The sequence below is a fragment of the Pontibacter mucosus genome (assembly GCF_003054055.1).
Taxonomy (GTDB): domain Bacteria; phylum Bacteroidota; class Bacteroidia; order Cytophagales; family Hymenobacteraceae; genus Pontibacter; species Pontibacter mucosus.
On sequence record NZ_QBKI01000001.1, the window covers coordinates 110,317 to 137,143 of the forward strand.

24 protein-coding genes are annotated in these 26,827 nt (G+C 55.1%); 10 read left to right on the forward strand and 14 right to left on the reverse strand.

The annotated features are described in order from the left end of the window. Window positions 1-743: 743 nt before the first annotated feature. The 3 genes from C8N40_RS00495 to C8N40_RS00505 form a co-directional block, all read right to left on the reverse strand. Window positions 744-1,832 carry an amidohydrolase family protein gene (locus tag C8N40_RS00495; RefSeq protein ID WP_211318018.1) on the reverse strand — a complete coding sequence of 363 codons (1,089 nt, stop codon included), beginning with the start codon at window positions 1,830-1,832 and terminating at the stop codon, window positions 744-746. 102 nt (window positions 1,833-1,934) lie between these two features. Then, entirely contained in the window at window positions 1,935-2,468 is a 534-nt protein-coding gene (locus tag C8N40_RS00500; protein ID WP_108209862.1) for a GNAT family N-acetyltransferase, read from the reverse strand. Between the two features lie 3 nt (window positions 2,469-2,471). Beyond that, window positions 2,472-3,011, reverse strand: a complete 540-nt coding sequence (locus tag C8N40_RS00505; RefSeq protein WP_108209863.1) for a 3-hydroxyanthranilate 3,4-dioxygenase — start codon at window positions 3,009-3,011, stop codon at window positions 2,472-2,474. A 112-nt stretch (window positions 3,012-3,123) separates the two neighbouring features. Between C8N40_RS00505 and C8N40_RS00510 the strand changes: the two genes are divergently transcribed. From C8N40_RS00510 to C8N40_RS00525, 4 genes are all read left to right on the forward strand, one after another. After that, window positions 3,124-3,912 carry an SDR family oxidoreductase gene (locus C8N40_RS00510; protein WP_108209864.1) on the forward strand — a complete coding sequence of 263 codons (789 nt, stop codon included), beginning with the start codon at window positions 3,124-3,126 and terminating at the stop codon, window positions 3,910-3,912. Between the two features lie 131 nt (window positions 3,913-4,043). After that, window positions 4,044-5,489: an aldehyde dehydrogenase gene (locus tag C8N40_RS00515; protein ID WP_108209865.1), complete on the forward strand. Its 1,446-nt coding sequence runs from the start codon at window positions 4,044-4,046 to the stop codon at window positions 5,487-5,489. 2 nt (window positions 5,490-5,491) lie between these two features. Beyond that, the gene (locus C8N40_RS00520; protein WP_108209866.1) at window positions 5,492-6,034 is read left to right on the forward strand and encodes a hypothetical protein; all 543 of its coding nucleotides are present in this window, start codon (window positions 5,492-5,494) and stop codon (window positions 6,032-6,034) included. A 176-nt stretch (window positions 6,035-6,210) separates the two neighbouring features. Next, a complete protein-coding gene (locus tag C8N40_RS00525; protein WP_108209867.1) occupies window positions 6,211-7,071 on the forward strand; it encodes a RelA/SpoT domain-containing protein in 861 nt (286 codons plus the stop codon). A 3-nt stretch (window positions 7,072-7,074) separates the two neighbouring features. On the opposite strand, the gene C8N40_RS00530 is transcribed toward C8N40_RS00525, so the two are convergent. Both C8N40_RS00530 and C8N40_RS00535 read right to left on the reverse strand, forming a co-directional pair. Further along, window positions 7,075-7,869 carry a YybH family protein gene (locus C8N40_RS00530; RefSeq protein ID WP_108209868.1) on the reverse strand — a complete coding sequence of 265 codons (795 nt, stop codon included), beginning with the start codon at window positions 7,867-7,869 and terminating at the stop codon, window positions 7,075-7,077. Window positions 7,870-8,135: 266 nt separating this feature from the next. After that, a complete protein-coding gene (locus C8N40_RS00535; protein WP_108209869.1) occupies window positions 8,136-10,370 on the reverse strand; it encodes a S9 family peptidase in 2,235 nt (744 codons plus the stop codon). Between the two features lie 781 nt (window positions 10,371-11,151). On the opposite strand from C8N40_RS00535, the gene C8N40_RS22525 reads away from it, so the two are divergent. Next, window positions 11,152-11,295 carry a hypothetical protein gene (locus tag C8N40_RS22525; RefSeq protein ID WP_170113988.1) on the forward strand — a complete coding sequence of 48 codons (144 nt, stop codon included), beginning with the start codon at window positions 11,152-11,154 and terminating at the stop codon, window positions 11,293-11,295. Here C8N40_RS22525 and C8N40_RS00540 read toward each other — a convergent pair. Together C8N40_RS00540 and C8N40_RS00545 are read right to left on the reverse strand one after the other, a co-directional pair. Further along, complete coding sequence (locus C8N40_RS00540) at window positions 11,292-12,833, reverse strand: OmpP1/FadL family transporter (protein ID WP_108209870.1); 1,542 nt, start codon at window positions 12,831-12,833, stop codon at window positions 11,292-11,294. The two genes, C8N40_RS22525 and C8N40_RS00540, sit on opposite strands and share 4 nt — an antisense overlap. A gap of 25 nt (window positions 12,834-12,858) precedes the next feature. Beyond that, on the reverse strand, window positions 12,859-14,142 hold the full coding sequence (locus tag C8N40_RS00545) for a hypothetical protein (protein ID WP_108209871.1): 1,284 nt from the start codon (window positions 14,140-14,142) through the stop codon (window positions 12,859-12,861). A gap of 195 nt (window positions 14,143-14,337) precedes the next feature. Here C8N40_RS00545 and proS point away from each other — a divergent pair, with 195 nt between their 5' ends. The 3 genes from proS (at window position 14,338) to floA (ending at window position 17,486) form a co-directional block, all read left to right on the forward strand. After that, a complete protein-coding gene (gene proS / locus C8N40_RS00550; RefSeq protein WP_108209872.1) occupies window positions 14,338-15,816 on the forward strand; it encodes a proline--tRNA ligase in 1,479 nt (492 codons plus the stop codon). Between the two features lie 180 nt (window positions 15,817-15,996). Continuing rightward, a complete protein-coding gene (locus tag C8N40_RS00555; RefSeq protein ID WP_108209873.1) occupies window positions 15,997-16,470 on the forward strand; it encodes an NfeD family protein in 474 nt (157 codons plus the stop codon). Window positions 16,471-16,484: 14 nt separating this feature from the next. After that, entirely contained in the window at window positions 16,485-17,486 is a 1,002-nt protein-coding gene (floA, locus tag C8N40_RS00560; RefSeq protein ID WP_108209874.1) for a flotillin-like protein FloA, read from the forward strand. Window positions 17,487-17,570: 84 nt separating this feature from the next. Here floA and C8N40_RS00565 read toward each other — a convergent pair whose 3' ends face one another. Further along, window positions 17,571-17,972: a hypothetical protein gene (locus C8N40_RS00565; RefSeq protein ID WP_108209875.1), complete on the reverse strand. Its 402-nt coding sequence runs from the start codon at window positions 17,970-17,972 to the stop codon at window positions 17,571-17,573. Window positions 17,973-18,062: 90 nt separating this feature from the next. Continuing rightward, on the reverse strand, window positions 18,063-18,905 hold the full coding sequence (locus C8N40_RS00570) for a hypothetical protein (protein WP_108209876.1): 843 nt from the start codon (window positions 18,903-18,905) through the stop codon (window positions 18,063-18,065). 117 nt (window positions 18,906-19,022) lie between these two features. Here C8N40_RS00570 and C8N40_RS00575 point away from each other — a divergent pair, with 117 nt between their 5' ends. Beyond that, window positions 19,023-20,009: an isopenicillin N synthase family dioxygenase gene (locus C8N40_RS00575; protein WP_108209877.1), complete on the forward strand. Its 987-nt coding sequence runs from the start codon at window positions 19,023-19,025 to the stop codon at window positions 20,007-20,009. Window positions 20,010-20,090: 81 nt separating this feature from the next. After that, the gene (chrA, locus tag C8N40_RS00580; protein ID WP_108209878.1) at window positions 20,091-21,260 is read left to right on the forward strand and encodes a chromate efflux transporter; all 1,170 of its coding nucleotides are present in this window, start codon (window positions 20,091-20,093) and stop codon (window positions 21,258-21,260) included. Between the two features lie 54 nt (window positions 21,261-21,314). Here the strand turns inward: chrA and rfbA are convergent, their stop codons facing one another. Genes rfbA through C8N40_RS00605 form a run of 5 tightly spaced genes read right to left on the reverse strand, consistent with a single transcriptional unit; the run spans window position 21,315 to window position 26,632 of the window. Beyond that, on the reverse strand, window positions 21,315-22,184 hold the full coding sequence (gene rfbA, locus C8N40_RS00585) for a glucose-1-phosphate thymidylyltransferase RfbA (protein WP_108209879.1): 870 nt from the start codon (window positions 22,182-22,184) through the stop codon (window positions 21,315-21,317). A 25-nt stretch (window positions 22,185-22,209) separates the two neighbouring features. Then, on the reverse strand, window positions 22,210-23,232 hold the full coding sequence (locus C8N40_RS00590; RefSeq protein WP_108209880.1) for an SDR family oxidoreductase: 1,023 nt from the start codon (window positions 23,230-23,232) through the stop codon (window positions 22,210-22,212). A gap of 20 nt (window positions 23,233-23,252) precedes the next feature. Beyond that, a complete protein-coding gene (gene rfbB, locus C8N40_RS00595) occupies window positions 23,253-24,302 on the reverse strand; it encodes a dTDP-glucose 4,6-dehydratase (protein ID WP_108209881.1) in 1,050 nt (349 codons plus the stop codon). Between the two features lie 2 nt (window positions 24,303-24,304). Beyond that, window positions 24,305-25,339, reverse strand: coding sequence for a UDP-glucose 4-epimerase GalE (gene galE, locus C8N40_RS00600; RefSeq protein ID WP_108209882.1), 1,035 nt, complete (start codon window positions 25,337-25,339; stop codon window positions 24,305-24,307). Between the two features lie 3 nt (window positions 25,340-25,342). Further along, window positions 25,343-26,632: a nucleotide sugar dehydrogenase gene (locus tag C8N40_RS00605; RefSeq protein ID WP_108209883.1), complete on the reverse strand. Its 1,290-nt coding sequence runs from the start codon at window positions 26,630-26,632 to the stop codon at window positions 25,343-25,345. Window positions 26,633-26,827 lie beyond the last annotated feature (195 nt).

A 26,827-nucleotide genomic window follows, 5' to 3' on the forward strand; every position in this document is an offset into this window, starting at 1 on the left:
TTTTTGCAGCCTCTGGCTCAAAGAACCTGTACTTTATACTTTAGTTATACTTTGGTTTATACCTCCATAGCCGCCACATCCTGTAACTTGACACAAGCTATACTTTCAAACCACGGCTGTTCCTCTAGTTCACACTAACCTATCGTTGCATCTCTAACTTGGCTCCCTCCCAGGCCGGGAGGCCTCGCCTTCGGGCATCGCGCGGTGTGTCTGAAGCTGCTCCTCGCTCCGCTGCGGGCTGCCCTGGCGGGCACCGCAACATCCACAAGGCGCTCAACCCAAAGGCTGGGAACAGAATCGATAGCTCCTGCTAATGCAACGTGAACCAAAGTGTCCCCTTGAGGACAAGTGAGAACTGGAGTTCGAAACTTGCGAGCAACGCTCAGGAGGGGTGTAATCGGGTGCAAAGACAAAAATGAAATTAATGTAACAGCCGCTGCCATTTCTGTCATCTCGACCTTTGGGAGAGATCTAACTAGAACTCCGGATAGATCTCTCGCGCTGCTCGAGATGACACAGTAAGTAACAAGTATAATTCCTCTCTTGAGAGGGGCCAAGGGTGGGTTTATACTTGTAGGGACAGGTCGCGACCTGTTCGCGCGAGAAAGACAGCTATAAAACTTATACTTCAGCCAAAGCAATGACAGAACTCCCCGCCTTAGCCAAGGAGGGGCTAGGGGTGGTTGGACCCGGTCCTGCAAGTATAACTCTTAAAACAGGGCAGTCCCTTAAGAAATATAGACTTATACTTTCTCCCCCTTAGGCAGGCTGAGGCCGGAGCCGTGCTTGACAAACTGCTCCCGTTTCAGGTTGAGCCACTCCAGGGCCGTGCCGCTGAGCATGCGCTCTTTAGTAGCTAAATCATAGGGCATGGACTTGATAAGCTTGCCGGGCTCTAACTCACCTAGTGGGAAAGGGTAATCGGTGCCCAGGGCTATTTTATCGGCTCCAACTAGGTTTACCAGGTATTCCAAAGCCTGTGGGTCGTGCACCAGCGAGTCGAAATAGAACTTGCCCAGGTACTCGCGCGGGTTTACGTTGTTGTCGATGGCGCAGAGGTCGGGGCGCACCTCAAAGCCATGGGCAATGCGCCCAATGGTGGCCGGGAAAGTGCCGCCGCCGTGGGCAAAGGCTACGCGCAGCCTGGGCAGGCGCTCAAACACGCCCCCAAAGATCATCGAGCAGATAGCCACCGTGGTCTCGGCGGGCATGCCCACCAGCCAGGGCATCCAGTATTTGCCGGTGCGGTCTTTGCCCAGCATGTCCCAGGGGTGCACAAAAACGGCGGCACCCAGCTCTTGTGCCGCCTCAAAAATGGGGAACAGTTTGGCCTCGTCCAGGTTGCAGCCGTTCACGTTCGTGCCAATCTGGATACCGGCCATGCCCAACTGCTTCATGCACCGCTCCAGCTCCTTAATCGCCAGCTCCGTGTCCTGCATCGGGATGGTGCCCAGGCCGACAAAGCGATCGGGATAATCGGTCACTATGCCGGCGATATGGTCGTTGAGGATCTGCGAGAGGTCGTAGGTGTGTTCGGGCTTGGCCCAGTAGTTAAACATCACCGGCACCGTGCTCAGCACCTGCACCCCTACCCTGTGTTGGCTGCACTCGTGCATGCGCACCTTCGGATCCCAGCAGTTGTCCTGAATTTCGCGGAAGAACTTGTCGTCCATCATCATGCGGGCGCAGCAGGGCTTGTGGTGCTCCAGGCGGATAAAGCCGCCATACCCGTACCGCTCCCGCAGGTTTGGCCACGTGGCAGGCAGGATATGCGTGTGGATGTCAATCTTCAGCAAATTATCCGCAGTAAGTATGGGCGTGTTCTTTTGCATGGTAAAATCGAGCGAAAAAGCAGCAATCCGTTGTACAAGTGGATGAGGCAATCCAACAAGATAAGCAATTTATACTTGCCGCGCAGCTATATTTGCCAGTGCTTACAGGTCTGTTTCCAGCAGGCTGTAGTAGAGCAAATCAATAAAGTAATCGTTCTTACTTTCACTTTCCCGCAGCCTTCCCTCATAAGTAAAACCCAGTTTCTGCAGCACCCGCTCCGAGGGCGCATTGCCTCCCTCCACTATCGCCTCGATGCGGTGCAGGCGCAGCTCTTCGAAGCTATACTTTAGGACAGCCCCTGCCGCCTCCGGAATGTAACCGTTGCCCCAGTGCTCGGGCAGCAGCCAGAAACCCAACTCGCCCTTCCGGTGCTCCTGCGAAACGCTGCTTAGGCCACAGGCACCTATCAGTTCGGTATCGCCTTTTCTGGAGAACGCCCACCAGGCACCGGTACCTTCCTGCAGCAGATTCTGGTAAAACTGCATCTGCTCCTGCACCGCTTCCGGAGTATCGTAATGCACGGCATAGTATGCCGTGACCCGCTTATCCGACAGCCCCCGAAGTATAAAATCTGCATCAGAGGGCTCTATCAGGCGCAGCTGAAGCCGGTTGGTGTAGAGCGATGGCGGGAGCATATGTTACTTGGCTGCCTCAGCTGGTTTCGCCGGCGGCTCCATCACCGTGCCGCAGTTCTTGCAGGTGCGGTGCTCCAGGCTATCCCAGAAGCGGCTCATGATAACCGGTAGCTGCCCCACAATGTCGGTTACGTCGGCATACTCCTCGTAGAGCTTTTCGCCACAGTTTTCACAGAACCACAGAAAGCCGTCCTTCTCGCCCGGCTTGCGGTAGCGCTCCATCACCAGGCCCACCGTGTTGGCCGGCCGCTGCGGCGAGTGCGGCACGCGCGGGGGCAGCAGGAAAATCTCGCCTTCCTTTATCGGGATATCCACCGGCTTGCCGTCCTCAATAATCTTGAGCACGATATCGCCCTCCAGCTGGTAGAAGAACTCTTCGCCTTCGTCGTAATGATAATCCTTGCGGGCGTTGGGCCCGCCCACCACCATCACGATAAAGTCGTCGTTGCCCTTAAACACCTGCTGGTTGCCCACGGGCGGCTTTAAGAGGTGGCGGTGTTCTTCTATCCACTGCTTAAAATTGAAAGGTCTGGTTATGGCCATAGTTATAGTTTTGGAGTTGGTTGTTTGAAAGTACGCAATTTACGGTAAACATGGTAACCTGCCGGGGAAGTATAGCCAAGCTTCTTTTTACATTTTTCCGTACATTTATCCTATGGATTTAAACCTGACGAATAAACGTGCCCTGGTATGCGGCAGCACACAGGGCATTGGCAAAGCGATAGCCATCGAACTGGCACAACTGGGAGCAAGCGTGACGCTGGTAGCCCGCAACGAGGAGAAACTGCAGGCGGTGCTGCAGGAACTGGACACGCAGCAGGATCAGCAGCACGACTACATCACCGCCGATTTCACGGACCCCTACGATCTGAACATCCGCGTGCAGGCTTACCTGAACGACCAGCCTGAGGTACACATTCTGGTAAACAACACCGGCGGCCCGGCGGGCGGACCGATCACGGAGGCCGTATCGGATGAGTTTACGGCTGCTTTTAACCAGCACCTGATCGCCAACCACCTGCTGGCCAAGGCCGTGATACCGGGCATGAAAAGGGCAAAGTATGGCCGCATCATCAACGTAATCAGTACCTCGGTGAAGCAGCCGCTGCATGGTTTGGGTGTGTCGAACACCATACGCGGAGCAGTGGCCAGTTGGGCAAAAACCATGGCCAACGAGCTGGGGCAATTCGGCATTACGGTAAACAACGTGCTGCCCGGCTCTACTAAAACGGGCCGGATTGAGGCTATTATTGCGAGCAAGGCTCAAAAAACAGGTAAAAGCAAGGAAGAGATACAGCAAGAGATGGAGGCAGAGACTCCGGCCCGCCGCTTTGCTGAGCCCGAGGAAGTAGCCGCTGCCGCTGCGTTTCTGGCCACGCCTGCCGCCGCTTACATCAACGGTATTAACGTGCCGGTGGATGGCGGCCGGACGGGGTGTTTGTAAACCCACCCCAACCCTCCCCTAAAAACAGGGGAGGGAGATTTAGCTATTAGAAGTATAGATCAGGAAGAAAAGTAAAGTATACCCCTACAGAACACCCCTCCTGTTTTTAGGAGGGGGAAGGGGGAGGTAAAATGCAGCAGCTTCAGAACTACATAAACGGCCAATTGGTAGCGCCTCTCGCAGGGCAGTATATCGACAACTACAACCCGGCGACTGGCCAGGTATATTCACTTATTCCGGACTCGGATGAGCAGGACGTGGAGCAGGCGGTTCAGGCAGCGCTGGCGGCTTTTCCGGCATGGTCTAAAACGCCGGCTGAAAAGCGCGGGCAACTCCTGATGCGCATTGCGGACCTGATCGACCAAAACCTGGACTGCCTGGCCGAGGCGGAATCGGTAGACAATGGTAAACCGCTGAAACTGGCCAAATCAGTGGATATACCGCGGGCCAGCAGCAACATGCGTTTTTACGGCACGGCTATTCAGCATTTTGCTTCGGAGGCGCATTACATGGAAGGCACGGAGGCCATCAACTACACCGTGCGCCACCCACATGGCGTGGCCGGCTGCATCTCGCCCTGGAACCTGCCGCTATACTTGTTTACCTGGAAAATCGCTCCTGCCCTGGCTGCGGGCAACTGCGTAGTCGCCAAACCTTCAGAAGTTACGCCCATGACCGCTTATCTGCTATCGGAGCTCTGCATAGAAGCAGGTCTGCCGGCCGGCGTGCTGAACATCGTGCATGGCTACGGGCACAAAGTCGGTGCGGCCATCACGGCTCACCCGAAAGTGCCGGTTATCTCCTTTACCGGCGGCACCAAAACCGGTCGGGCCATTGCCGCCACAGCGGCTCCGATGTTCAAGAAGCTGTCGCTGGAGCTGGGCGGCAAGAACCCCAACATCATCTTCGCCGACTGCGACTTTAACAACGCGCTTCATACTTCCATCCACTCCTCCTTTGCCAACCAGGGCCAGATTTGCCTCTGCGGCTCCCGCATTTTTATCGAGCGGCCGCTGTACGAGAAGTTCCGGGATGCTTTTGTGGAGAAGGTAAAGGCTATGACTGTGGGCGACCCTTTGGAAGAAGGCACGAAACTGGGCGCGGTGGTATCAGAGCAGCACATGCAAAAGGTCCTTTCTTACATCGAGCTGGCCCAACAGGAAGGCGGCACCATACTTACCGGCGGGCACCAGGTGCAGGTAGCGGGCCGCTTCGCCGAAGGCTGGTTCATTGCGCCCACCATCATCGAAGGGCTCCCCTACAACTGCCGTACCAACACCGAGGAAATTTTCGGCCCTGTGGTCACGCTCACCCCTTTCGACACCGAAGAAGAAGTGATTCAGTACGCCAACTGCACCGACTACGGCCTCTCCGCCACCATCTGGACCCAAAACCTGCCGCGGGCGCATCGTGTGGCGCACCAGGTGCACAGCGGCATTATCTGGATTAACACTTGGCTCCTGCGCGACCTGCGTACCCCCTTCGGTGGCATGAAAAGCTCCGGCGTGGGCCGTGAGGGCGGCTTTGAGGCCTTGCGTTTCTTCACCGAGCCGCAGAATGTTTGCGTGAAACTATAAGCATGGAGCCCGTACCCATCCATACCACGTTCGAGGAAACCTACCGCCAGCTGCTTTTCATTGATGATTTGATTGTTTCCGCGACAAGAAAAAGAAACCTGAAAAGAGCCGTTATATTTTTGGTGTTAACGCTGGTCTCTGTCCTGCTCTTCTTTTTTACCGAGCACAATTTTGGTGCCTTAGGATTTATCACGCTCCCGCTCTGGTGGGCCGGTTTTGGGCTGTACCTGCTTTACTTAAGGTGGAAGACGTACAAGAGGAGAACAAGTGCCCTCCGGCAGCTGGCCGAAAACAGTCTGCAAGAAAACGCATCCGGGTTAAGCCTCAGCTTTACAGCGGAAAATATCAGTGTCACACGCCAGGAAGAGATAACCACCGTTGGCTGGAAAGATTTCAGAGCGTATTTAGAAGAAGAACATACCATCTATTTATTCCAGGACCATCCCTATCTGGCCTGGTCTTTTTCGGCGAAAGAGATAGGCGCTCCCGCGCTGGCCGGGCTAAAAGAAATTGCCAGGCAAAAGTTGCCCTTACTTAAACTGTAGAGGCTCCACTTAACACTCATGGTATTTGCCAGCCGGACAGGCTTCTTCCTGGCCCCAAAATGCCTTTGGTAAATGCGCAGCTGGGCCTGCAGAAAGGAAGTATACTTTGGCGGCTGGCCTGCAACATTTCCCGGTAATTCGGCTATACTTGGTAAGGAGAAGCTCTGTAACCCACCATGCGCCCCGACAGCCATATGCCCAAGGCCACCATGCCTTTTATACTTCACCTGCTGCAGGTGAGCGAGGAGGAACTGCACGCACAAGGTATAACAGCCAGGGAACTGACACTTATCTACAACAATTACATCGGCCGCCTGCAAGAGCTGGAAGGCGCTGGCTTGCTTGTAGCCAATGCCTTAAAAAGGCACGCAGCGGTGCATGCCGTGCGCTACCGGGTAAAGGAGCCGCTGCACCTGCTCAAAAAAATCATCCGGAAGCGGAAAGAATACCCCGACCGCCACCTGACTGTGGCCAACTACCTGATGTATATCAATGACCTGGTAGGGGTGCGCCTCCTGCACCTGTACAAAAGCACCTGCCACGACATCGGCAACTTTATCACCCAAAACTGGGAGCTAAAGCGTAACCCCTTCGCCTACGTAACCGACAAAAACTCGGAAGAGGCCAGGCAATTTAACGCCCAAAAGTATAAAGTCATAGAAAACGACCGGGGCTACAGGGCACAGCACTACATCCTGCACGTAAAGCCCAACCGGCAGCCATACTATGTGGAGGTGCAGGTAAAGACACTCTTTGAGGAAGGCTGGAGCGAAATAGACCATTGCATCCGCTACCCCGACCAGCAACCGAACGAGCTTCTGAACAGGTTGCTTTTCATCCTCAACCGGCTCACCTCTGATGCCGACGCAGTAGCCACGCAGATTCAGGCCCTTGCCACTATGCTACAACAGTCTGAAGGTACCACCACCCCCGAAGCAACCCTGGCAGAGCTGCAGGCCCGCATCGACAGGCTTCCAGTGGATGAACAGGAGAAACAGCACCTGCATGCCTGTCTGGCCCGGCAGCTGAAACAGTAAAGCTTATTTTCTTTCGGGCACCAGGTTATGGGCCACCAGCCGCCACTCCCCACCCAGTACTCTCCATACTTTCAGGTAATAGCCCGTTTCTGTTCCCTTGGCGGTGGGTTGACTGTAGCGGCCATAAGTATAGGCCATGTCCGCGGCCGGTGAGAGGTCGTGGCCGAGGTTGGAGTAGCGCACATTGGCGGCAGGTTCGATGATTACGTCCTTATACTTTACCGGGTAAGCACCGTGGCGGTAGATAAGCGTCTCCTCGAAGTATGGCTGTACTGGCTTCACATCCTGGGTCAGCAGGCCCTCGGTTGTACCTTTGGCAGGCTTGTTTTCTGGCGCAGGAGCTGGTCTGTAGACTTCCTCTTTCAGCAGATTTGGCGCGAAGGAATTACCCATGTCTATGGCTACTTTCCATTGCCCGTCCGGCTGCTTCTTCCACACCGACAGGTAAAACCCCGCGCCAGCAGTTGCAGTATCCTCTGGGGCAGCTTTAAACGCATAGGGCCCGGTGGTATAGCCCCAATCCAAAGAGCTGGAAATGTCGGCGTAGGCAGGATACCAGGTAAGCAGCGCCTTGCTTTCGGGTGCTTCGGCGTGCAGCTTTTTGCCGTTTGTGGGACTTGGGGCAAACACCAACCCATCCCCAGCCAGATGCTCCACAAAGGCCTGGTGAAAGCCTTTTTTAACTGACGTGGCAGCAAAGCGGTGCTCGGCGTTGGCCAGGTCTTCCAAGGCTTCGTCGCGCGTATTGGCGGCTTGTAGCGCACATAGCAGCAGGGCCAGCAGGAGTGTCAATTTCATAGCTTTGGTTGATGTGAGTGCAGGAATACAGGCTAAATATAAGCGCCCTTGTCGCTCCGGTTTATGTCAGCTACTCAATATTCAGGTACTTATACTTACTTTTTACTAGCAGCTCTAAAGTATAAAAGGCCCACCGTTTCCGGCAGGCCTTTATATTTAAAATCAGGGAAGAAAAAAGTAGCCTGGAGTGTAAATCGTTCAGCACAGAACGACCTATCTGTTAAGCTTCTTTTGTCCTTTGTCTAAGTGTCTTTTGTCTAAAAAGATTACTGGTTTGCCACCTCTTTCGGGTTAATCAGGGTGCGCTCCAGGAAGTTAGTCATCATCTTAAAGCGGTGCAGCGAGGTGATGCCGCCACCCACGCCGTGGTTACGGTTCGGGTAGTAGAAGCTCTCAAACTGCTTGTTGGCACTGATCAGGGCATCCTGCATGGCCACCGCATTCTGGAAGTGCACGTTGTCGTCGCCGGTGCCATGGATGAGCAGCAGCTCGCCCTGCATCTTATCGGCAAAGAACAGCGGTGAGTTCTCGTCGTAGCCCGCCGGGTTTTCCTGCGGTGTTTTCAGGAAGCGCTCGGTATAGATGGTGTCATAGTATCTCCAGCTCGTAACGGGCGCTACTGAAATACCAGCCGCAAACACGCCGTTGCCTTTGGTCAGGCCCAGCAGCGTCATGTAGCCGCCGTAGCTGTGGCCCCAGATACCGATGCGGTTCTTGTCTACGTAAGATTGGTTGCCCAGCCACTTGGCCGCTTCAATCTGGTCTTCGATTTCATACTTGCCCAGGTTGGCGTAAGTCACTTTCTTGAACTCCGCGCCGCGGGCACCGGTGCCGCGGTTATCCACGCTCACCACAATCATTCCTTTATCGGCCAGCACCTGGTACCACAGGAAGTTGTTGCCTCCCCAGCTGTTGGTCACTGTCTGCGAACCGGGTCCACCATACACAAACATCAGCACCGGGTATTTTTTGTTCGGGTCGAAGTCGGTTGGCTTGATCATCCAGCCGTTCAATTGCGTGCCATCAGCAGTCTTCATCTGGAAGAACTCCTGCTTGGCGATGTTGTACTGCGCCAGCGTGTTCTTCAGCCCGGCATTATCCTCCAGCACCTTTATCAGCTTACCGTCCTTGGCCGTGTGTAGGCTAACGGTAGGCACCTCGTTGGCGGCAGAGAAGTAATCCAGAAAGTACTTAAAGTCGTTGCTCATGTTCACGCGGTGCGTACCGGCTTGCTGCGTCAGGCGCTGCTTCTTTTTGCCTTTGCTGCTGATGCTGTACAGGTGGCGCTCCAGCGGCGACACTTCGGTAGACATGTAGTACAGGCGGTCGTTTTTCTCGTCGTAGCCCACGTAGCTGCTGACCTCCCAGTTGCCGCTGGTGATCTGGCGCACCAGCTTTCCGTTCATGTTGTAGAGGTAGAGGTGGTTGTAGCCCTTCACTTCCGAAGAATGGATAAAGTGCTTGCCGTCCTTCAGGTAGGTCAGGTCGTCGGTTACGTCGATGTAGGCTTTGTCTGTCTCTTTCAGGACTACATCAGCCTTGCCTGTGGAGGCGTTGGCGTGCAGGATCTCCAGCGTGTTCTGCAGGCGGTTCATGCGCTGGATAGAGAGCAGGTTCGGGTTGTTCGTCCATTTCATGCGCGGGAGGTAGATATCGGACTCATTGCCGGTATCCATCTTCACGGTTTTGCCGCTGGCCACGTCATACACCGACACGGTTACAATTGAGTTGGCCTCGCCGGCTTTCGGGTACTTGAATTTGTAGTCCTGCGGGTACAGCTCACCCCACATCTGCATGTTAAACTCGGGCACGTTGGTCTCGTCGAACGTATAGAAAGCGATCTTCTTGCCGTCCGGCGACCAGTGGAAGCCCTGTGCAAACGAGAACTCTTCCTCGTACACCCAATCCGCATAGCCGTTGATGATGGAGTTATACTTGCCGTTGGTGGTAATCTGCGTCTCCTGCATGTTGCTCAGGTCCGTCACGAACATGTTGTTGTCGCGGGCAAAGGCAACGCGCTTGGCATCCGGCGAGAAAGTAGCGTACATCTGCTTGCCACCGTTGCTCAGCTTGGTCAGCTTTTTGGAGGCAATGTCGTAGATGTAGAACTCAGCCTTGGAGGAGCGGCGGTAAATTTGCTCGGTTTCTGTGGAGAACAGCACCTTCTGCTCATCCGAGGAGAACGTATAGCCATCGTACTGAATTGGCTGGCTGCCACCCTCCGGCACCAGGTTCTCGCCCTCGATGATGGTATTTACCGGCTGGCCGGTAGTCACGTCATACTTTACGATGTCCTGTACTTTGTTTTTCTCGTCAGCTACCTGCGAGCTGTAGTAGCGGCCATCGTTCATCCAGTTTACCCCCCACACCGATTTGGCGCGGAACGTACCTTTCTGGTAAATGTCCTCCAGGGTGATGTCTTTTTTCTGCTGCGCCTGCGCCACAAAGGCGAAGCAAAGCAGTACAGCAGCCAAAAGATTGGTTCTTAACTTACTATGCATGCGAATTGGTTAGTTTAAGTTTAGCTCCCCTAATTTAGGGGATTAATGTGGTTTAGCCATGGTTTGGCGTTAAAACTGTGTTGTTCCGTAGGTGGGATATGTGTTAGGTATACTTTATACTTGCTGCTATACTTATACTTTTATACTTACCTGGCGCAAGCGTCCGCTTGTGCCTTTTAGTGGCCGACCCTTTCCCCGCTGGCGCGGGTTTGTAACCCGTGTTTAACTATGATGTTGGATTTGTAATCCAACTGGCTCGCATAGCCATACTTATACTTTAGCTATACTTCCATAGCCTTCGCTTCCTTCCATTTGGGCCAAGCTATCCTTGCTAGCTGCCGTTCATTCTCTAGTTCCCACAAACGGCTCGTTTCATTTCTGGCTTTGGTGCCCTCCCAGGCCGGGAGGCCTCGTTTTCCTGCTCGGCGCTGTGTTCCCTCCTTGCCTCGCTCGCGCTCGGCATGCCCTTACCGGGCACCGGATCTCACAAGGCGCTCAACCCAAAGGCTGGGAAGCAGTTCGATAGCTACGGCCTTTGCTATGGAACGAATACAGACTGTCCCCTTGAGGACAAGCGAGAACGAGAGTTCGAAGCTTGCGAGCAAAGCTCAACAGGGGTGTATAAAACAGTAGCTATAGTACTTATACTTTGCAAGCAGCAAAAGTAAGCCCCCCGCCTTAGACGAGGAGGGGTAGGGGTGGTTGGATTTCGTAGCCCGTAGCTTTGGCTTCACCTCCCTTCCCACAAGATCCTTTCAGGATGACAGTGAAAATAATAGGCATGAATCTCCTCCTCTTAAGCGATAGGGGTGGTTGGAACCAGGGCTCCAGAAATGCACCAGTTAAACCGGCCTGCCAAAAACAGCAGCGGCAGCACATGATCGGTGCTGCCGCTGCTGTTATACTGTATACGTTTATACTTTAGAAGTTCACGCCCATGGTCACTACCACGGAGTTCTGCTTTTTGTTGATGTTCATCAGGGGCTCGTTTGTGGTTTTCAGGGAGTATGGCGAGTAAGACGTGCCGCTCACGAAGGGGGCGTAGTCGATGTCCTGCTGCGTATGCACGTAGGCTGCATCCAGGAAGAAGTTTTTCAGCCTGATGCCGGCACCGGCGGTATAGTGATGCGCTGCGCCATACTTGTAGTTGATAAAGCCGGCGTCGTAGCTGGAGCCATTATCCGGGTCGGCGTTGAAGGCGTAACCAGCACGAAGCCTGAACACCTCAAAGCGTCCCTCTGCCCCTATCCTGTAGTTTATAGCGGACTCGTTGTTGCTGGCAATGCCATCGTTGATGTCGTCGAAGAAGCCGCCTGAGGAGAAGTCGTCGTCTTCTCTATACTTGGCTTTGCTGTAGTTCACAAACTCAACATCCGCCGTAATAAAGCCATACTTACCCAGGAAGTACGCAATACCTCCGTTTGCCCTGAAAGGCGTCACCAGCCGGTAAGAGAACTGGCCAGGCACTTCCGCGGCTGTCTCCACACCATCGTTAAACGTGGTCGTGATGCGGCGCTGGTAATCATCGTCAAACGTATAAGCGGTTGGCGTTTGTATACTCAGGCCTAGGCGTAGGGCGTCCGTCGGACGGGCAATCAAACCTAATTTCAAGTTTACGCCAGCCCCGGAAGTAGAGAACTCATCCACGTACTGAAAGCTTGTAAAAGGTGTACTTGCGTCGCCCTCCGCTTCTGAATAAATATTTTCCTGCGAGAAATCCACCGTCACGATGCCAAGGGAGGCCCCGATGTAAAGCTTATCCTTGTAGTTGGTACCCACACCAATATCGATCTGGCTCTGAGAACCCTTGCGGATGATTTCTTCGCGCTGGGTTATACTTCCGATGCGATCTACCTCGAATATCTCATCATCCTCTGTTACATCAAAAAGGAAACCTCCATAGGCTAGTCCCTCCAAGGTGCTGATGCCGGCATCATATTCCTGGTCGAGGCTGGCGCGGGTTCGGTTGTTCTCAAAAGCAAGGTCAGCAAAGTACTCTACCAGTGTGGGGTCGAACTCCCCGGTTTGGGTGCGGTAGGAAGTATAGCGCTCGTTAAAGTTGTTGAGCCTGGTAAAGCCTATCCCGAAGGTAACGCCGCGCCAGTCGCTGCCTTCATTGTCGCCTTTTCTGTTGGAGATAACCACGCCCAGTTGCGGGAACACGAAATTGCTGTTGCTGCCGGTGTTACGCTCGCCAAGTATAGAGGTGTTGGTGTTCACCGACTGCACCCCCGGCGTTACGGTAAACTCGGAGCGGCGGAACATGCCCAGGCCTGCCGGGTTGCCTGAAAGGCTGGAGATATCAGCGCCCAGTGCGGTTTGCGTGCCGCCCATGCCTTGTATACGCGCAGTACCGGAAACGCCCATCTGGGAGTAGCGCAGTGCGTCAAGCTCCGTTTGGGCAAAGGCAGTACCACCCCAGCCCAGCACGAGCGCCAGGCTGGCCAATAGTGTCTTCTTCATGATGATTTGGTTTCTAACGATGCGTCTAGTTATTTCCGCGGGTTGGACGTCCGCCACCTCCGGATGAGGACGAGCTACCGCTGCTTCGGTTCATACTTGGACTTGAGCTGGGACTAGAGCTCGGACGGCTCTCAAAAGTACTGCGGCTTGGCGAGCTTTCGTAGGTGCGCGCCGGGCGGCTTTCCTGCGTGCGGCTCGGGCTGCTTTCTATCCTGCGGGTAGGCTGGCTGCGCTCAATCGTACGGCTTGGCTGGCGCTCTGTGGTGCGCGGACGCACTTCGCGGCGCTGCTGCGGCTGTTCTGTACTTCGGCTAGGCACGTACTCGCGGGTTGTGCGCGTGCTGCGGCTGTTGCTTGGCGCCGGCTGCACAACGTTTTGCTCCTGCGAACGCACGGTGCTTCTGCTGCTGCGGCTTGGCCTTGTCGGCAGTTCCTGCTTGCCTCCGGTAGCCGGGGCCACCGTGCTGCGGCTGCTGCGCGACTGGCGGCCTACGCTTTGCTGCCCGGTGCTCTCGGTGCGGATCACGCCGTCTCTGGACTGCCTGCCGGTGGTGGTGCCAACGGTCTGGGTGTTGCGGCTGTCGCGCGGGCCATACTGCACCCTGCTGGCCTTACCAACAACTACTGGCCTGTCAGAATACCAGCCGTAGCCGTACGGGTTGCCATGGGCGTAGTAGCCGTTGTAGAAGCCTCTGTAATAGCCGTTATAGTAGCCGTGCCCGTAGCTGTTAGGCCACCAGTTGCTGTAGCCATAGTATGGGTGGCCGTAGAAGCGGTTGCCCCATCCACCGCCCCAGCCATAGCTAAAGCTGATGCTCACGCCTGTACGGAAGCGGGCATTGTGCCAGAACGGATCATAGTAGAAGGGGTCGTAGTAAAACGGGTCATAGAATGGGTCGTAGAACGCATAGCTGGTACGGCGCGGCACGTAAGCTGAGCCCCAGTAGGGGTCTACATACGAGTAGTTAGGGCGGTACCAGTTGTCGCGCTCATCGTAGCTGCGGCCATCGTAGTACTCATCTCCATTATAGTTTTGGGTAATGTTGCTCTCAGAGTACTCCGGGTTAAGTACCTCGCCTTCGGCCAACGCTTGTTCCTGCTGCTGGCTACTGCTGTTGTCGTATTGCTGGTAGGCCTGCGCCGGCTGCTGTTGCGGCTGCTGCGCCTGCGGCTGTGCATACACGGTCTGGTCTGAAGAGCTGTAATACATGTCATCGTACTCCGACGACTGTAATGCAACGGGGCTGCTACAGCCTACAGCCAGCAGGGCAAGCACAGGGGCTACGGTAAGTAAAGTATATTTTTTCATGGCCTTCTGCTGATGTTCTGTGGGTAATAACTCCTTCTATACCAAAGATAAGCACAATTGCCCAAATCCTTGCCTATAGTATAATATTATTAACGTAATTTTGAGGCGGAACGATGTCCGGTTTTATATATTGTAATTAGCAAAATCTGTTCCAAGAAATTTATACATCAAATAACCAAGTTAAATAAAAGTAAAATGAGCAAAGGGTTACCTAAAAGAAGCGAAGACTACTCCTTGTGGTACAACGAGCTGGTGAAGAAGGCTGGCCTGGCCGAGAACTCCGCAGTGCGCGGCTGTATGGTGATTAAGCCGTACGGGTACGCCATCTGGGAGAAGATGCAGCGCCAGCTGGACGACATGTTTAAGGCCACCGGCCACGAAAACGCCTACTTCCCGCTGTTTGTGCCCAAGAGCCTGTTCGAGGCCGAGGAGCAGAACGCCGAGGGCTTTGCCAAAGAGTGCGCCGTGGTAACCCATTACCGCCTGCAGAACGACCCGGACAAGCCCGGCAAACTCCGCGTGGACCCTAATGCTAAACTGGAAGAGGAACTGATTGTTCGGCCTACCTCCGAGGCCGTTATCTGGAACACCTACAAAGGTTGGATTCAGAGCTACCGCGACCTGCCTATTCTGGTAAACCAGTGGGCTAACGTGGTGCGCTGGGAGATGCGCACGCGTCTGTTCCTGCGCACGGCCGAGTTCCTGTGGCAGGAAGGCCACACGGCCCACGCCACCGCCGAGGAGGCCATTGCCGAAGCCGAGCAGATGCTGGAAGTATACGCCACCTTTGCCGAGCAGTACATTGCCCTGCCGGTGGTGCGCGGCGTGAAGACGCCAAGCGAACGCTTTGCCGGCGCCCTGGACACTTATTGCATCGAGGGGCTGATGCAGGATGGCAAGGCATTGCAGGCGGGTACCTCGCACTTCCTGGGCCAGAACTTTGCCAAGGCCTTTGATGTGAAGTTCGCTACCAAGGATGGCGGTCTGGAGCACGTTTGGGGCACGTCCTGGGGCGTGAGCACGCGCCTGATGGGGGCGCTGGTGATGGCCCACTCCGACGACGAAGGCCTGGTGCTGCCTCCAAAGCTGGCCCCTATCCAGGTGGTGATTGTGCCGATCTACAAAGGCGAGGAGCAACTGGCCCAAATCACCGAAAAGGTGAACCAACTGAAGCGCGAACTGCTGGCCAAAGGCATCAGCGTGAAGTACGACGACCGCGACACCGAGCGCCCTGGCTTTAAGTTTGCCGAGTGGGAGCTGAAGGGTGTACCGGTGCGCCTGGCCATCGGTGCCCGCGACCTGGAGAACGGCACCGCCGAGGTGGCCCGCCGCGACACCAAGGAGAAGAGCTCGCAACAGTTCGACAGCCTGGCCAGCTACATCCCGGCCCTGCTAGACGAGATTCAGGAAAACATTTACAACAAGGCCCTGGCTTACCGCGAGGAGCATACCACCAAGGTGGATACCTACGAGGAGTTTAAGGAGGTGCTGGAAACGAAAGGCGGCTTTGTGTTGGCCCACTGGGACGGCACCGCTGAAACAGAGGAGCGCATCAAGGAAGAGACGAAGGCCACCATCCGCTGCATCGCCCTGAACACGCCGGAAGAGGATGGCGTGGACATCCTGACAGGCAAGCCAAGCAAGCGCCGCGTATACTTCGCTAAAGCATACTAAATTTTCGCCGGCCGTTTTTAGGTTATTCGTAACCTGCGGCAGCGGCCATACTTTCGGGGCGCCACCTCCTTAACTGGGGGTGGCGCCCCTGATTTTGGGCCATTCGTATACTTTGTTGGGGCATTTATACTTACAAATCATGAAGAAATTGCTATATTGTACATGATAACCCATCGCCCTATGCTATTGGATTGGATAACAGTGATTTCGCTGATCGGCATTGGCCTGCTGCTGATTGTGGTGGAGATGATCTTTGTGCCGGGCACCACGGTGGTGGGCATACTTGGCTTTATACTTACTGCCGTCGGGGTATGGATAGGGTATGCGGCGCTGGGCACCAATACCGGGCATATCATACTTGGCGCCACAATGCTGGTGGCAGGACTCGCCTTCTTCTACAGTTTCCGCTCCGACAGCTGGACACGCTTTGCCCTGAAGGAACAGAACCGCAGCCGGGTAAACGAGGACGAGCAGCATACGCTAACCGTGGGTCAGGAAGGAACGACGGTTTCGGCGCTGCGCCCGCAGGGTACCGCCCTTTTCACCGAGCGGCACTACCAGGTACAGACCCGGAGCGAGTTTTTGGCCCCCAACACCCCCATACGCATCGTAAAGCTGGATCAAAATAAAATTATCGTAGAAGCAATCTCCTAACTTTAAAGACACAGATGGAAAATCTAACACCCATATTTCTGATAGCAGGCGGTATTATCCTGCTCATCATCTTTTTATACTTTGTGCCTATCAGCCTCTGGATAACGGCCTTGTTCTCAGGGGTGCGGGTAGGCCTGCTGGAGCTGGTGTTCATGCGCATCCGTAAGGTGCCACCAAGCCTTATCGTTAACTCCATGATCAACGCCACCAAGGCAGGCATAGACGTAACCACCACCGAGCTGGAAACACACTACCTGGCAGGCGGCAACGTGCCCAACGTAATCAAGGCGCTTATCTCGGCTGACAAGGCCAACATCCCGCTTTCCTTTAAGCAGGCCACTGCCATCGACCTGGCCGGCCGTAACGTGTTTGAGGCGGTAACCACGTCGGTAAACCCGAAGGTGATCAACACGCCCAACGTAGCCGCCGTGGCCCAGGATGGCATTCAGCTGATCGCCAAGGCCCGTGTAACGGTGCGTGCCAACATCATGCAGTTGGTAGGTGGCGCCGGCGAGGAAACCATACTTGCCCGTGTAGGCGAGGGTATCGTAACCTCTATTGGCTCATCCGGCTCGCACAAGGTAGTACTCGAAAACCCGGACATCATCTCGAAACTGGTGCTGCAAAAAGGCCTGGATGCCGGCACTGCCTACGAAATCCTTTCCATTGATATTGCCGACGTGGACGTGGGCGAGAACATCGGTGCCAAGCTGCAGATTGACCAGGCTAATGCCGACCTGAAAGTAGCCGAGGCCAAGGCCGAAGAGCGTAGGGCCATGGCCGTGGCCGTGGAGCAGGAGATGAAAGCCAAAGCGCAGGAAGCCCGCGCTAACGTGATTCAGGCTGAAGTGGAGGTGCCTCAGGCCATCGCAGCGGCTTTCCGCAGCGGCAACCTGGGTATTATGGACTACTACAAGATGCAGAACATACAGGCCGATACGGATATGCGCAATAACATCGCCAGCCCGGGCCCAGGTGGCGGAGGAGGCGGAAACCCTATCCGGTCTAAAGAATAAAACCGGTTTATACCTAACAGCAAGGGCCGCCCCAAAGTATGGAGCGGCCCTTTTTATTGAGCTTGACTAGAAGTACTTTATTCTTTACTCTTCCAGCTTCAGCTTTCTTATCTCCCTTGCCAGCCTATCGCGCCGTGCGGAGACAAACGTATAGCCCGAACCATCATGGGTCATCACCTGGAGTTTGAAGGGAAACACCAGCAGCCACCTTTTCTCCTCCAGCCGCGCCACTTCGTTTAAAGGTATAAAGGTGCTATCCCGCCCATGGATGTAAAGCGTGCCAAAATGCGGTGTAGGGATAAAAACCAATTTATCGGCTATAGCGACTAACCTTCCTTTGGCGGGCCATACAGGAGGTTTGCTCCGGTACAGTTCCACCTGCTTTTGTACTGTCAGCACCTTTTCCCCGGAGGAAGTATAGGCCGGCTGCCTTGTGGCACACCCAGCCACGCCCAACATCAACAGGAACACCCACTTTGCGCTCATAACATCACCTCATTGGTACATCACTTTATAAACAAACAGCCCGCTCCTGTAGGTCAGAAGCGGGCTGTTTATACTTTATACTTCAGGTGTTTATTCTGATTTAAGCGTGAAGGTTCTCTCCACGGTGTTGAACGGGCCTGGAAGCACGTTGCCGTTGTTGTCAATCAGTTCCAGCTTTATCTTGTTCTCGCCCATAGGCAGCCCCTCCATGATGTAAGGCATCCAGCGGTCCAGTACAAACTCGGTGCCGTTGATGGTGGCGCGCACCTTGTTGCCGGTAGTGGAGAGGTCGGTGTTCACCAGGTAGAAGTCCAGCATCACTTTCTCGGTTTCCTGCGGGCCTACATACTCACCTTTCGGGCGGCTGTAGAACATGTGCGGCGCGCTCTCGTCGAACTCCAGCGTTTGGGTTGGCTTGCCCACGGTAATCTTGCGCAGGTCGTAGGCGCCCTTGTGCTTAAGGCTCTCGTGGTAGGAGCGCGACAGGAACGACAGGATTACGTGCTCGCCCTCACCGATTTCCTTAGTGAACTCTGTTTCATAATGCGCTGTGTAAGGCTCGTTGTCCACGATGTTGTGGATATGCTGCCCCTGGTGCGAGTTGGCCATGTGCTCGGCGTTAGAGTGCGGCGTCATGCGCGTCAGCTCAAAGTTTGAGAGCGAGTAGGAGAACTGCACGGGCCCCGGCTCTACCACACCCCCGGCTACAGGCGTGTTCAGTCGAAGCTGGGACTCCGGATATTTCTGTGAGTTATCGAAGGCATACACACGCAGCCCGCCTTTACTCATAACAGCGCCTGAAGGAGTTGGCCCTGCTGTGGCGCTGGGTGTAGTAGGTGTCTGGTTTTCGGCTTCCTGTGTCTGGCGTGCAGTGTCGCAGGCCGAGAAACTGAGCATCAGGGCCGAAGCCAGCAATAGGTACGTTTTTTTCATGTATCTAATGGATGTTGTTGGTTTCTAGTGTAGCTAATTTAGCGATTATTCTTTGTATATTGCGAACTACGTAAAGATTACACTAAAGTATACGAAAAAAATTATATTCCAGTGAGTATGAGCGAGATTTTGTTTGATGAGATCCCGTCCCTGGACCTGGCGGATTTCACATCGGGAGATGCGGAGAGGAAGGCTCAATTTGTTAGAAAGCTGGGCGAAGCCTATCAGAACATCGGCTTCATCGCCCTGCGCAACCACGGCCTCAGCGATGAACTGACCGATAAGCTATACAAAGCAACCAAGGAGTTCTTTGCCTTGCCGGACGAGGTAAAGCAGAAGTATGAGAACCCCGAACTTGCCGGCCAGCGCGGCTATGTGGGCAAAGGAAAAGAGAAGGCCAAAGGATTTAACACCGGCGACCTGAAGGAGTTCTACCACGTAGGCCAGGAGCTGAGCGATATTCCGGACAGCGATCCGATTAAGAAAGAGTACCCGGAGAATATCTTCCCGGAGGAGGTGCCGGACTTCAAGGGAACTACTTTAGAAGCCTACAGAAAGCTTGAGGCTGCCGGCAAGCAGGTGCTCCGCGCCATTGCCATTCACCTGGGCCTGGAGGAGGACTACTTCGATGAGAAGGTAAGATATGGCAACAGCATTTTGCGCCCTATCCACTACTTCCCGATCGAGGATCCGGATAGCGTGCCCGCCGATGCCGTTCGTGCCGCAGAGCATGGCGACATTAACCTGATCACGCTGCTGATGGGTGCCAGCGCCGACGGCCTGCAGGTGCTCCGCCGCGACGGCCAGTGGATCCCGATTACGGCGCTGCCGGATCAGGTGGTGGTAAATGTAGGCGACATGCTCGCTCGCCTCACTAATAACAAGCTCAAGTCTACCATCCACCGTGTGGTTAACCCGCCGCGTGAGCTCATGCATACTTCCCGCTATTCTATCCCATTCTTCATGCACCCCCGCTCCGAGATGGACCTGACCTGCCTGGAGAGCTGCATTGATGCGCAAAACCCAAAGGCCTACCCGGACGCCACGGCGGGCGAGTACCTGAACGAACGACTGGTGGAGCTGGGTCTGCTGAAGAAAGCCTAGCCTGTAAGCCTGATATGAATTAATGCAACATAAAAAGAGAGGTGGCGAAAAGCTGTCTCTCTTTTTATATTTTTACGCCATATGAGCCTGCGTTACTACATCTTCCTGAAAGACGTGTTACTTCTGGCCCTCACCGCGTTTGGTGGGCCGCAGGCGCATATTGCCATGATGTTTAAGCTGTTGGTGGAGAAGCGCCGCTACCTCACAGAGCAGGAACTCATCGAGCTGAACGCCCTTTGCTCCATACTTCCCGGCCCTACCTCCACGCAAACCCTCACGGCCATCGGCTTCAAAATCGGCGGCCCGAACCTGGCGTACCTCACGCTGCTGGTCTGGATTTTACCTGCCGCCACTTTCATGGCCCTGGCCGCCATCGTTATTTCCTACCTGCAGGGGCAGGGCGTGTCGCTCGGCTTCCTGAAGTACATACAGCCCATGGCGGTGGGCTTTGTGGCCTATGCCGCTTACAAGATCTGTGAGAAGGTCATCCACACCAAAACGGCTGTCGCCCTGATGGTTGTCTCGGCCATACTTGCCTACTTCTTCCATTCGCCCTGGGTGCTCTCGGGCATGCTGATTGCCGGTGGCGCCGTTACCGCGCTCCGCTTTAAGCAACACCCCCAGGAGAAAGACAAGCACCTGCACATAGAGTGGGCCAATTTTATACTTTATGTGGCTGTTCTGGTTGTAGCAGCTCTGCTGGGTGCGTATACTTCGTCGTTGCCGGTGCGCTTGTTCGAGAACTTCTACCGTAACGGCAGCCTCGTGTTTGGAGGCGGGCAGGTGCTCATTCCGCTGCTATACACGGAATTCGTGGATTTTAAGGGCTACCTGACCGGCGAGGAATTTCTTTCAGGTTACGCCATCGCGCAGGCACTGCCGGGACCAACCTTCTCCTTTACCTCCTTTGTAGGCAACCTGGCCATGCGCGAATATGGCATTGCCGGGCAGTTCCTAGGGTCTTTTGTGGCCACTGTCGGTATTTTCCTGCCAGGCACGTTCCTGATCTTCTTCGTCATCCGGTTCTGGGACGAGCTCAAAAAGTATAGAGTGATCCGCGCTTCCCTGGAAGGCATCAGCGCCGTAAGCTCCGGCATGGTGGTCGCCGCTGCCATCCTGCTCTACCACCCCATCGAGAGCTCCCTCCTCAACTTCAGCATTGTAGTGGCCACCTTCTGCCTGCTGATGTTCACCAAAATACCCGCACCTGTGCTTATACTTACGGGGTTGCTGTTGGGGTTTGTGTTGTAAAAACGAAAGTATTCCTAACAAAAAAGGCCACCCTTGCGGATGGCCTTCTGTACTTTACATTTTCTCCTTGAGCATGCGGAGCAAATACTCTCCGTAGCCGCTCTTCCTCAGGGGCTCTGCCACCTGCTTTAGCTCTTCATCGGAGATAAAGCCCATGCGCCAGGCCACCTCCTCGATGCAGCCGATCTTGAGGCCCTGCCGCTCCTCAATGACCTGCACAAAGGTGGCCGCCTGCATCAGCGACTGGATGGTGCCCGTGTCGAGCCAGGCCGTGCCGCGGTTGAGGATGCCCACCTTGAGCTTGCCCCTTCGCAGGTACTCGCGGTTGATGTCGGTCACCTCGTACTCGCCCCTCGGGCTCGGCTCCAGGTTCTTGGCAATCTCCACCACCTCGTTGTCATAAAAGTACAGCCCCGGCACGGCGTAGCTCGATTTAGGCTCTTTGGGCTTCTCCTCAATGGAGACAGCGCGCATCTGCTTGTCGAACTCGACCACCCCGTAGCGCTCCGGGTCGTGCACGTGGTAGGCGTACACCACCCCCCCGTCCGGGTCTGCGTTCTCCCGCAGCACCGAGCCCATACCCGCCCCGTAGAAGATGTTGTCGCCCAGCACCAGGGCCACCTTGTCACTTCCGATGAACTCCTCGCCTATCACGAAGGCCTGCGCCAGCCCGTTGGGCACCTCCTGCACGGCGTAGCTGAACTTGCAGCCTAGCTGCGAGCCATCACCTAAGAGACGCTCGAACAGGGGCAAATCGTGCGGCGTGGAGATGATGAGCACCTCCCGGATGCCCGCCAGCATGAGCGTCGAGAGCGGGTAGTAGATCATGGGCTTGTCGTAGACGGGCATGAGCTGCTTGCTCACGGCCAACGTCAACGGGTGCAGCCGCGTGCCGGAGCCCCCGGCGAGGATAATTCCTTTCATTTAGTGTCTGTTTTCGGCTCTACTTTTATAGGGTAGCAGCCTTGGTGTCTCTGTAAATAAACTCCTGGTTGTTTTTAAACCACTCGAAGGTGCGCTCCAGGCCCTCCTGGATGCGCACCTGCGGGTCATACTTCAAGAGGCGCTGCGCTTTCGAAATATCGGCCAGACTGTCGCGGATGTCTCCGGCGCGGTCGGGGCCGTGCACCGGGGCCACGTCGGCTCCGGCCGTTTCCCTGAGAATGTGGAACATCTGCAGCAGCGAGGTTCGGTCGCCCACAGCGATGTTGTACACCTGATTTACCGCCTCGGGGTTCTCTACCAGCGCCGCCTTGATGTTGGCCTGCACGCAGTTCTCCACGAAGGTAAAGTCGCGGGTCTGTCCCCCGTCTCCGTTGAATTTCGGCGGGCGGTTGTGAAGCAGCGCGTCGATGAAGAGCGGGATAACGGCCGCATAAGCACCGTTCGGGTCCTGCTTGGGCCCGAAGATGTTGAAGTAGCGCAGCCCGATGATCTTCATGCCGTAGGTTTTGCCGAATACGTCGGCGTACAGCTCATTGGCGTACTTGGTCACGGCGTAGGGTGAGAGGGGCTTGCCGATGCGGTCCTCGACTTTGGGCAGCTCCTTGCTGTCGCCGTAGGTAGACGAGGAGGCGGCATACACGAAGCGCTTGACCTGCTGCTCCTTGGCCGCAGTGAGCATGTTCACAAAGCCGCCCACGTTCACGTCGTTGCTCGTGATGGGGTCATTTATACTTCGGGGCACCGAGCCCAGCGCCGCCTGGTGCAGCACCACGTCCATCCCCTGGCAGGCGTCCATACAAGTTTGTACGTCGCGGATATCGCCCTCCACCAGTTCAAAAGCCGGGTTGCCCAGAAACTGCTCGATGTTCTTGCGGTAGCCGTTGGAGAAGTTATCCAGCACGCGCACCTTGCCCGCCTTATACTTTAAAAGGTACTCCACCAGGTTAGAGCCGATAAAGCCGGCCCCACCTGTTACTAAAAACGACAGCCCATCGAGGGGCTGGTCGTGGAAAGGGGAATCGTACATAGTATTGTTAAAGTCTATACTTACCGATGCGTGTACTGCTGCTCGTAGTAGCTCTGGTAGTTGCCCGAGGTCACGTTCTCCAGCCACTCGGGGTTCTCCAGGTACCAGTCCACGGTCTTGCTCAGGCCCTGTTCAAAAGTCACCGACGGCTTCCAGCCCAGCTCATCCATCAGCTTGGAGGAGTCGATGGCGTAGCGCAGGTCGTGGCCGGCGCGGTCCTTCACAAACGTGATCAGCTTTCTGGAGTGGCCTTTCTCGCGGCCCAGCTTCTCGTCCATCTGATCGCAGAGCAGCTCGATCAGGTCGATGTTCTTCCACTCGTTCACCCCGCCGATGTTGTAGGTGTCGCCCACCTTGCCCTCGTGGAAAATCACGTCGATCGCGCGGGCGTGGTCCAGCACGTAGAGCCAGTCGCGCACGTTCTCGCCCTTGCCGTACACCGGCACCGGGCGCTCGTTCTTGATGTTGTAGATCGCCAGCGGGATGAGCTTCTCGGGGAAGTGGTTCGGCCCGTAGTTGTTCGAGCAGTTGGAGATCTTCACAGGCAGGCCATAAGTGTGGTACCAGGCGCGCACGAAGTGGTCGGAGCTTGCCTTAGAGGCCGAGTACGGCGAGCGCGGATCATAGGCCGTCTCCTCCGTAAACAGGCCGTCCTCTCCCAGCGAGCCATACACCTCGTCGGTGGAAATGTGATAGAACAGGTGCTTGCTTAGGTCATCGGCCCAGTGCTTTTTCGCTACATTGAGCAGGTTCACCGTACCGATCACGTTCGTCTGCACGAAGGCCAGCGGGTCAGAGATGGAGCGGTCCACGTGCGACTCGGCCGCCAGGTGGATCACGGCATCAAATTTATACTCCGAGAAGATTTCCTCCAGGTAGTCCGCATCCACAATGTCGCCCTTCAGGAAAGTATAGTTTTCCCTGTCCTCGATGTCTGCCAGGTTGGCCAGGTTGCCGGCGTAGGTCAGCTTATCGAGGTTGTAAATCTGGTAGTTCGGGTACTTGGTCACAAACAGGCGCACCACGTGCGAGCCGATGAAGCCCGCGCCGCCCGTGATTAATATTTTCATGCTTATACTTCTGTTTTCTGTAGCGATACTTGCCAGTCCCAGGCGCTTTTCATGGCCTCTTCCAGGGTGCTGGTCGTTTTAAAGCCCAGTTCTTTAGTTGATTTGGTTACGTCGGCGTAAATCTTTGGCACATCGCCGGCACGGCGTGGACCAACTTTATAGTTTAGCTTCTGGCCGGATGCTTTCTCAAAGGCGCTGATTGCCTCCAGCACGCTGTAGCCTGTTCCGGTGCCCACGTTGAAGAACTCTATACTTTGCGCTTTGCCCTGCAGCAGGCGCTCCACTGCCACCACGTGTGCCTTGGCCAAGTCCACCACATGGATGAAGTCGCGGATGCAGGTGCCGTCCGGAGTGTCATAATCATCGCCAAACACCGTCAGTTCCTTGCGTATGCCCGCAGCTGTCTGGGTAATAAACGGCACCAGGTTGTTGGGTACGCCCAAGGGCAACTCTCCTATTCTGGCCGATGGATGTGCCCCGATCGGGTTGAAGTAGCGCAAAGCGGTAGCTTTGATGTTACTGCTCCCGCTATTCGCCAGGTCCGTCAGGATTTCCTCGCATACTTTTTTGGTATTGCCATACGGGGAGTTGGCCTTCTGTACGGGCGTTTCCTCCGTTACAGGCAGTTGCTCCGGAATACCGTACACCGTGCAGGACGACGAGAAGACCAGGTTGTATACTTTATACTCCTCCATTACTTGCAGCAGCGCCACCAGCGAGCCTACATTGTTGTGGTAGTACTTCAGCGGCTCTGCCACCGACTCGCCCACGGCCTTGTAGGCGGCAAAATGAATCACGCCTTGGATATTCTGTTCCTGCTTGAACACTTGGCGCAGGGCCTCCACGTCGGTGCAGTCGATGCGGTGGCAAGGAATGTCACGGCCAAGTATGGCGGCAATACCCTCCAGTGCGCTTTCTTCGGAGTTGGAGAAGTTGTCGATGATCACAGGCTCATACCCTGCCTCCACCAGCTCTACCACCGTGTGGGAGCCAATGTAGCCGGCTCCGCCGGTTACCAGTATCTTTGCGTTTGCCAAAATTTATAAGCTTGTATATTCTATGTCCTTTATTTTGTTACGGAAGATGCCTTTCAGGTCCACCAGGATCGGGCTGCTGTTCATGATTGACTTAAAGTAGTTCTCGTCCAGCTCCAGGTAAGCGTTGTGCGGCACGGCCACCACCACGGCATCATAATCCTTGCCAGCCTCTTCTACCAGGCCAAAGCCATACTCGTGCTGCAGTTCCTCGGAGCTAGCGTATGGGTCCACTACCTCCACGTTTACGTTGAAGCTTTGCAGTTCACGAATCACGTCCACTACCTTCGAGTTGCGGATATCCTCCACGTTCTCCTTAAACGTAGCCCCCATCACCAGCACCTTTGTCTGCGAGATGTTCTTGCCACGCATGATCATCATCTTCACCAGTTTATTAGCGATATGCGCGCCCATGGTGTCGTTGGTCGTGCGACCGCTCAGGATTACCTTGGCGTCGTAACCAAGCGCTTTGGCTTTGTAGGTCAGGTAATACGGGTCCACGCCGATGCAATGGCCGCCCACCAGACCCGGAGAGAAGCGCAGGAAGTTCCACTTCGTACCGGCAGCTTCCAGCACCTCGTAGGTGTTGATGTTCATCCTGTCGAAGATGATGGAAAGCTCGTTCATTAAGGCGATGTTGAGGTCGCGCTGCGTGTTCTCGATAACTTTAGCCGCCTCGGCTACTTTAATGGAAGAGGCACGGTGCACACCCGCGTCCACCACCAGTTCGTATACTTTGGCAACCTCCTCGGCAGACTCAGCGTCGCAACCAGAAACCACCTTCACGATTTTAGCCAGCGTGTGCTCTTTGTCGCCCGGGTTGATGCGCTCCGGCGAGTACCCTACCTTGAAGTCAACGCCGAATTTCAGACCAGACTCGCGCTCCAGCACCGGCACGCAATCCTCTTCCGTGCAGCCAGGGTATACCGTAGACTCAAACACCACGTAATCACCTTTCTTCAGCACTTTGCCTACCGTCGTAGAGGCTGCCAGCAAAGGCTTCAGGTCCGGCTGGGCATGCTGATCGATGGGAGTGGGTACGGCCACGATAAAGAAGCGCGCTTCGCGCAGCACGTCCAGGCTATCGGTGAACACAATATCGGCCCCCTCAAACTCACGGCTCTCCAACTCGCCGCTCGGATCTATGTGGTTGCGCATCATCTCCACGCGCTTGGAGTTGATGTCGAATCCGATTACTTTAACTTTTTTAGCGAAGGCAAGCGCAATCGGCAACCCCACATAGCCTAACCCAATAACAGCAAGTTTGGCTTCTTTGTCTAGTATTTCCTGGTACACGTTGTATATCGTTTGTTATGTTAGAATTTTTACACAAACTGCTTGGGGCTCATTTACCTCTGCCAGAACGGACTAAAGCCGCTTAGCATTGCCCCAAAATAATCCATTAAAATGGATAACGCCCGCTGTGGCCTAAAATTACCACAAAAGTACAATTATAAATAATACTCCGGATATTTCAGGGTATTTTTCAAA

What these genes read in the sequence shown, in the direction of transcription:
- C8N40_RS00555 (WP_108209873.1), top strand. Translation starts at nt 15,997, where the DNA reads ATGCTATTGGATTGGATAACAGTGATTTCGCTGATCGGCATTGGCCTG.
- rfbB (WP_108209881.1), bottom strand. Translation starts at nt 24,302, where the DNA reads ATGAAAATATTAATCACGGGCGGCGCGGGCTTCATCGGCTCGCACGTG.
- floA (WP_108209874.1), top strand. Translation starts at nt 16,485, where the DNA reads ATGGAAAATCTAACACCCATATTTCTGATAGCAGGCGGTATTATCCTG.
- C8N40_RS00500 (WP_108209862.1), bottom strand. Translation starts at nt 2,468, where the DNA reads ATGCTCCCGCCATCGCTCTACACCAACCGGCTTCAGCTGCGCCTGATA.
- proS (WP_108209872.1), top strand. Translation starts at nt 14,338, where the DNA reads ATGAGCAAAGGGTTACCTAAAAGAAGCGAAGACTACTCCTTGTGGTAC.
- chrA (WP_108209878.1), top strand. Translation starts at nt 20,091, where the DNA reads ATGAGCCTGCGTTACTACATCTTCCTGAAAGACGTGTTACTTCTGGCC.
- C8N40_RS00525 (WP_108209867.1), top strand. Translation starts at nt 6,211, where the DNA reads ATGCGCCCCGACAGCCATATGCCCAAGGCCACCATGCCTTTTATACTT.
- C8N40_RS00520 (WP_108209866.1), top strand. Translation starts at nt 5,492, where the DNA reads ATGGAGCCCGTACCCATCCATACCACGTTCGAGGAAACCTACCGCCAG.
- rfbA (WP_108209879.1), bottom strand. Translation starts at nt 22,184, where the DNA reads ATGAAAGGAATTATCCTCGCCGGGGGCTCCGGCACGCGGCTGCACCCG.
- C8N40_RS00535 (WP_108209869.1), bottom strand. Translation starts at nt 10,370, where the DNA reads ATGCATAGTAAGTTAAGAACCAATCTTTTGGCTGCTGTACTGCTTTGC.
- C8N40_RS00570 (WP_108209876.1), bottom strand. Translation starts at nt 18,905, where the DNA reads ATGAAAAAAACGTACCTATTGCTGGCTTCGGCCCTGATGCTCAGTTTC.
- C8N40_RS00565 (WP_108209875.1), bottom strand. Translation starts at nt 17,972, where the DNA reads ATGAGCGCAAAGTGGGTGTTCCTGTTGATGTTGGGCGTGGCTGGGTGT.
- C8N40_RS00505 (WP_108209863.1), bottom strand. Translation starts at nt 3,011, where the DNA reads ATGGCCATAACCAGACCTTTCAATTTTAAGCAGTGGATAGAAGAACAC.
- C8N40_RS22525 (WP_170113988.1), top strand. Translation starts at nt 11,152, where the DNA reads ATGAATCTCCTCCTCTTAAGCGATAGGGGTGGTTGGAACCAGGGCTCC.
- C8N40_RS00540 (WP_108209870.1), bottom strand. Translation starts at nt 12,833, where the DNA reads ATGAAGAAGACACTATTGGCCAGCCTGGCGCTCGTGCTGGGCTGGGGT.
- C8N40_RS00510 (WP_108209864.1), top strand. Translation starts at nt 3,124, where the DNA reads ATGGATTTAAACCTGACGAATAAACGTGCCCTGGTATGCGGCAGCACA.
- C8N40_RS00495 (WP_211318018.1), bottom strand. Translation starts at nt 1,832, where the DNA reads ATGCAAAAGAACACGCCCATACTTACTGCGGATAATTTGCTGAAGATT.
- C8N40_RS00590 (WP_108209880.1), bottom strand. Translation starts at nt 23,232, where the DNA reads ATGTACGATTCCCCTTTCCACGACCAGCCCCTCGATGGGCTGTCGTTT.
- C8N40_RS00515 (WP_108209865.1), top strand. Translation starts at nt 4,044, where the DNA reads ATGCAGCAGCTTCAGAACTACATAAACGGCCAATTGGTAGCGCCTCTC.
- C8N40_RS00530 (WP_108209868.1), bottom strand. Translation starts at nt 7,869, where the DNA reads ATGAAATTGACACTCCTGCTGGCCCTGCTGCTATGTGCGCTACAAGCC.
- C8N40_RS00545 (WP_108209871.1), bottom strand. Translation starts at nt 14,142, where the DNA reads ATGAAAAAATATACTTTACTTACCGTAGCCCCTGTGCTTGCCCTGCTG.
- C8N40_RS00575 (WP_108209877.1), top strand. Translation starts at nt 19,023, where the DNA reads ATGAGCGAGATTTTGTTTGATGAGATCCCGTCCCTGGACCTGGCGGAT.